The sequence below is a fragment of the Syntrophaceticus schinkii genome (genome assembly GCF_000946815.1).
In the GTDB taxonomy this organism is placed as follows: Bacteria; Bacillota; DSM-12270; order Thermacetogeniales; family Thermacetogeniaceae; genus Syntrophaceticus; species Syntrophaceticus schinkii.
This window is the reverse complement of sequence record NZ_CDRZ01000126.1, coordinates 1-3,778: the sequence shown is the minus strand read 5'-3', so window position 1 is coordinate 3,778 and position 3,778 is coordinate 1. Positions and strand designations below refer to the sequence as shown.

The following is a 3,778-nucleotide window of genomic DNA, read 5'->3' as shown; positions in this document are numbered from 1 at the left end:
TTTCCCATATCAGTCTTCCTCCCACGCAAATTTTTCCACGTTTGTACCACATGGCTTCGGGGTAAATACTTTTTTCGGGATTGTTTCACTGCCAGGCAGGAAATCTCTAACTGAGGCTATGTAACCTGTTTTCCCCAAGTTAGGAGCATTTGTAAAAATCCATGTTAAGTATTCAAATGGATTCAGCCCATTTTCTTTTGCACTCACAATCAGGCTGTAATAAATGGCACTTGCCCTGGCGCCGTTTGGCGTATTAGCAAACAGCCAGTTCTTGCGGTTATGTTCTTGAGCACATAACCGCAATTATGTGCTCACATTATTTAGGTGCTGATTAACTGATTTTAAAAATGACAGCAACATTTTATAATTGAAATAAAAGAGGTGTTGCTGTTTTACCGTACGTACATTTAACACTGCCAGTCAAGCAGAAACTTAATCAGTTTAAGATGTTTTTGGAAGAGAATGAGTACCGCAAGAGCACCATTACCAGCTATAATACCTACGTTTCACGATTCCTGCGTTCAAGTTACTATGACGAGATTAAACCTGATTTTAAGCAACAAATCACAGAATTCCTAGAAAATGAAGCACTAAAAGCCCAGAAAACATATAAAGATTGCCGGGCCGCATTGCATACCTACTTTAAGTCTATAACAGGAACATCATATCCTTCGGATAAAAAAGAAAAAAGCATTAGTACAATCGAAGATCTATTGGAGGGTTTTGAACAATTCCAGAAAAGCGTAAAGTACTTGATAGACACAACTGCAACTTCAGAAACCAACCAGGTGAGAGCGTTCCTTTATTACATCTACCAACAGTCGCCCGATAATTTTAATGTGTTCCGGAACTTCTTTCCCTGGCATGCAGTAAGTTTGAACTCCTCTATGGAAAGGAGATGCAGCCGTATGAATAGCACATTCCAGGATCTTCTCCAGAAGTTTTTCTTAAGCGAATGATTAATCAAAAACAAGCATCCCCGGAAACTGTTAAATCCTATCGAGATACTTTCCGAATCTATATTGAGTGAGAGAATTTCATAATTCAAAAATCAAAGTTTAAACAAAAATTAACAACTGGACCACCGCTTTTGATTAACAAATAACGACAGCGCATGGAGCATTACTGGTAAATAATAGCTAATAGTTACAAAAAGGCAGACACCACCCCCTTGGTAATTAAAGTGCTTTCTTGATTAGAATTAAGCTGCTTTTTGTTCTCTTTCAGCTGTATTGACGGCTGTTACCGTAGCTATCAGCGCTATTGCACAAAGGTAGGCGTGAGTTTCTACCTTTTTCGTACCCTGAACTGTAATGCTTTCTAAACCTAGATGCTTCTTTTGTCTGCCGAAATAGCGCTCAACGCTTGTTCTTTCATCATATAGCTTTTGCCAGTTCTTGGTCCCCCTGTGGGGGCTGCAGAACAGCCTTGAGTCATCTTCAATTTTAGTTTTTATCACCATTCCATAGTTGGAGCTTGAACACCAGTCGGTACCAAAGGGGCATTCAGCTTTATCAAGTACGTGGGGACAACGAAACTTGTTAACTCCGTTATCACTGCCCCAATAAACCATCCGAAACCCTGCGGAACAAACAGGTGTCCCATCAAAATCAAAGCCAGCTCTAGGTTGCCTGGTCCCTCTAAGATTAAGAGCTATGATTGCCTGGGCGTGAAAGTCATTCTTTATGGTTTCGTAAATGTCATTACAGTCATACGCAGAGTCCATCAGGTAGAACTTGGGTGATTTAACCAGAACGCTGCTGGCTTTTTTAACCAGTTTTAAAGCTATTTCACTATTGTGGACATTGGCCGGCGTTACGGTGATAGCTACTGGTAACTCTGATTTTGTGTCCACAGCAGCATGCACTTTGTAGCCAAACCAGGCTTCAGTGTTGCCATCAGTGTTTCTTTTGACGCCCCAGTCAGCGCTTTTACCGTTTTGTGATACATACTTTCTAGGCTTGGTTTTCTCATAAGCCTCAATTTTTGTGGAATCTATTGCAATAGAGGTGCAGTCAATAATCCCCATTTGCTCGGCTTTATTTACAAGCGATTTAAACAGTTCTTTCAGAATACCTGTTTCTGTTAGTTCTCTTAAAAATCTGCTCATAGTTGCTTCACTTGGTACGCTTGCAATTACGCCAAATCCACATATGTATCGAAATACAGGGTCATTTTTTAGTCTTCTGACCAATGCAGCCATTGTCGGTATTTGCTCTATCTTTGCAGCTATTAATGCTCTTAGTTTGTATTTGGCATTGTATCCTCGAGGTCCATTATGTTTTCTGGGTAGCCTGGATATTATTGGATACAAATCAAGGGTGCTAAAAATCTTTTCCAGTCTAGTTTCAGGTTGCATTTTTAATGCATCTTCGAAGGAAATCAGGCACTGTTGTCGAATATACAAGGTAGCTTCATCCCTTTCCACTTTTGCTTTATTTGGCTTGATTTACCTTATAATTCGGCAAAAGTTGGGGTGAAGCCTTTATTATAGGCCTTCAAAGCCTTGATTTCAATGAGTTTTTTAGAATGAAATTTTCTCGAGTATCTGAATACGATTCATAGATGCCCACCGCACAAAATTAGTTTAAAGCACATCGAGGCGGAATATATCTTGGTTTTCTAGAGTATCTGGACCACGAAAGAGGAAACCAGGCAAAAACTATCAACAATCGCCTGGCAGCGGTCTTTGCATTCCTTCGTTTCGTATCCTTTGAGAAACCGGAGTATAGTGCTATCGTACAAAGAGGTCTCATGATCCCTTTCCGAAAGGCAGAAAAACGGCAGGTGGGTTTTTTGACAAAAGAAGAAATTGATGCATTATTGGATGCTTGTACCATGAAAGATCCCTTAGGGCGCCGTGATAGGGTGATGGTGCTGATTCTTTAAAGGGTATCTGAACTTCTTTCTCTGAAGTGTAGAGATATAATATTTAACGGTTCTGGATCAGAAACCTTTATACATATAACTGGCAAAGGAAGAAAGGAAAGAAGTGTCCCGCTTTGGAAGACAACAGCTTTATATATTAAAAAATATATTGATGAACATGACCTTAGACAAGAAGATAAGCTATTTTTAAATCATACGGGAAATGAACTTACCCGTTCCGGTATCCGCTACCGTATTGCATGTTTAGCAAAGAAGGCACAGAAAAAATTACCCGAATTAAAAAATAAAAATAATTAGCCCACATACTTTCCGGCATTCAACGGCACTTCACCTGCTTCAGTCAGGTGTAGACATTTCTACCATTGCAATATGGCTTGGTCACGAAAGTATAACTACAACACATAAATATATGGAGGCAGACATCGAGATGAAGCAAAGAATCCTTGAAAAAATGGCTGAACCATCGGTTGACGGGTACCGCTACAAGCCGTCTAAAGATATTTTATCATTCCTAGCATCATTATAATTATGTGCTTGTTTAGAAGGTGGGGGGGGGGCTGCTGTAACTGCCCTGATATCAGGCAGTTTCCCCTACTTCTGCAATGTTAGGAAGCATAAATAATGTGAGCACATAATTGCGGCCGATTACAAATGGCTTAATACTTCGCTCAGCACGATTGTTTGAAATCTCAAGACGCCCGTCAAGAAGATACCTTGCAAGATACTTCCTCTGGGATTTTGCGTAGTGTATCGCTTTCCCAAGAAGGGTATTAGGTAAGGCAGCAATACCCTCAATCCAATTGTAAAATTGATCAAACAATGGCCTTGATAACCGCCCGCGTTCCTTATGGCGATCATGGAGGGAAAGTAAGGCAAACTGTTTTTCAAA

General features: G+C 40.2%; 4 protein-coding genes and 2 pseudogenes. 3 read left to right on the top strand and 3 right to left on the bottom strand.

Annotated elements, in window-relative coordinates:
* Nucleotides 1–141 precede the first annotated feature (141 nt).
* A pseudogene (locus SSCH_RS22340) lies at nt 142–276 on the bottom strand (transposase domain-containing protein); the annotation flags it as partial.
* Between the two features lie 176 nt (nt 277–452).
* Between SSCH_RS22340 and SSCH_RS06185 the strand changes: the two are divergent.
* Nucleotides 453–959, top strand: a complete 507-nt coding sequence (locus SSCH_RS06185; protein ID WP_156972137.1) for a hypothetical protein — start codon at nt 453–455, stop codon at nt 957–959.
* Between the two features lie 242 nt (nt 960–1,201).
* On the opposite strand, the gene SSCH_RS06180 is transcribed toward SSCH_RS06185, so the two are convergent.
* Nucleotides 1,202–2,407: an IS1182 family transposase gene (locus tag SSCH_RS06180; protein ID WP_044664707.1), complete on the bottom strand. Its 1,206-nt coding sequence runs from the start codon at nt 2,405–2,407 to the stop codon at nt 1,202–1,204.
* A 494-nt stretch (nt 2,408–2,901) separates the two neighbouring features.
* Between SSCH_RS06180 and SSCH_RS21790 the strand changes: the two are divergent.
* Both SSCH_RS21790 and SSCH_RS21785 read left to right on the top strand, forming a co-directional pair.
* Nucleotides 2,902–3,186: pseudogene (locus SSCH_RS21790) on the top strand (tyrosine-type recombinase/integrase); the annotation flags it as partial.
* A complete protein-coding gene (locus SSCH_RS21785; RefSeq protein ID WP_084710972.1) occupies nt 3,173–3,415 on the top strand; it encodes a tyrosine-type recombinase/integrase in 243 nt (80 codons plus the stop codon). The pseudogene SSCH_RS21790 and the gene SSCH_RS21785, both read left to right, overlap by 14 nt.
* Nucleotides 3,416–3,466: 51 nt before the next feature.
* Here SSCH_RS21785 and SSCH_RS06175 read toward each other — a convergent pair.
* A partial coding sequence (locus tag SSCH_RS06175) for an IS66 family transposase (RefSeq protein ID WP_044664706.1) occupies nt 3,467–3,778 on the bottom strand: 312 nt, incomplete at its 5' end.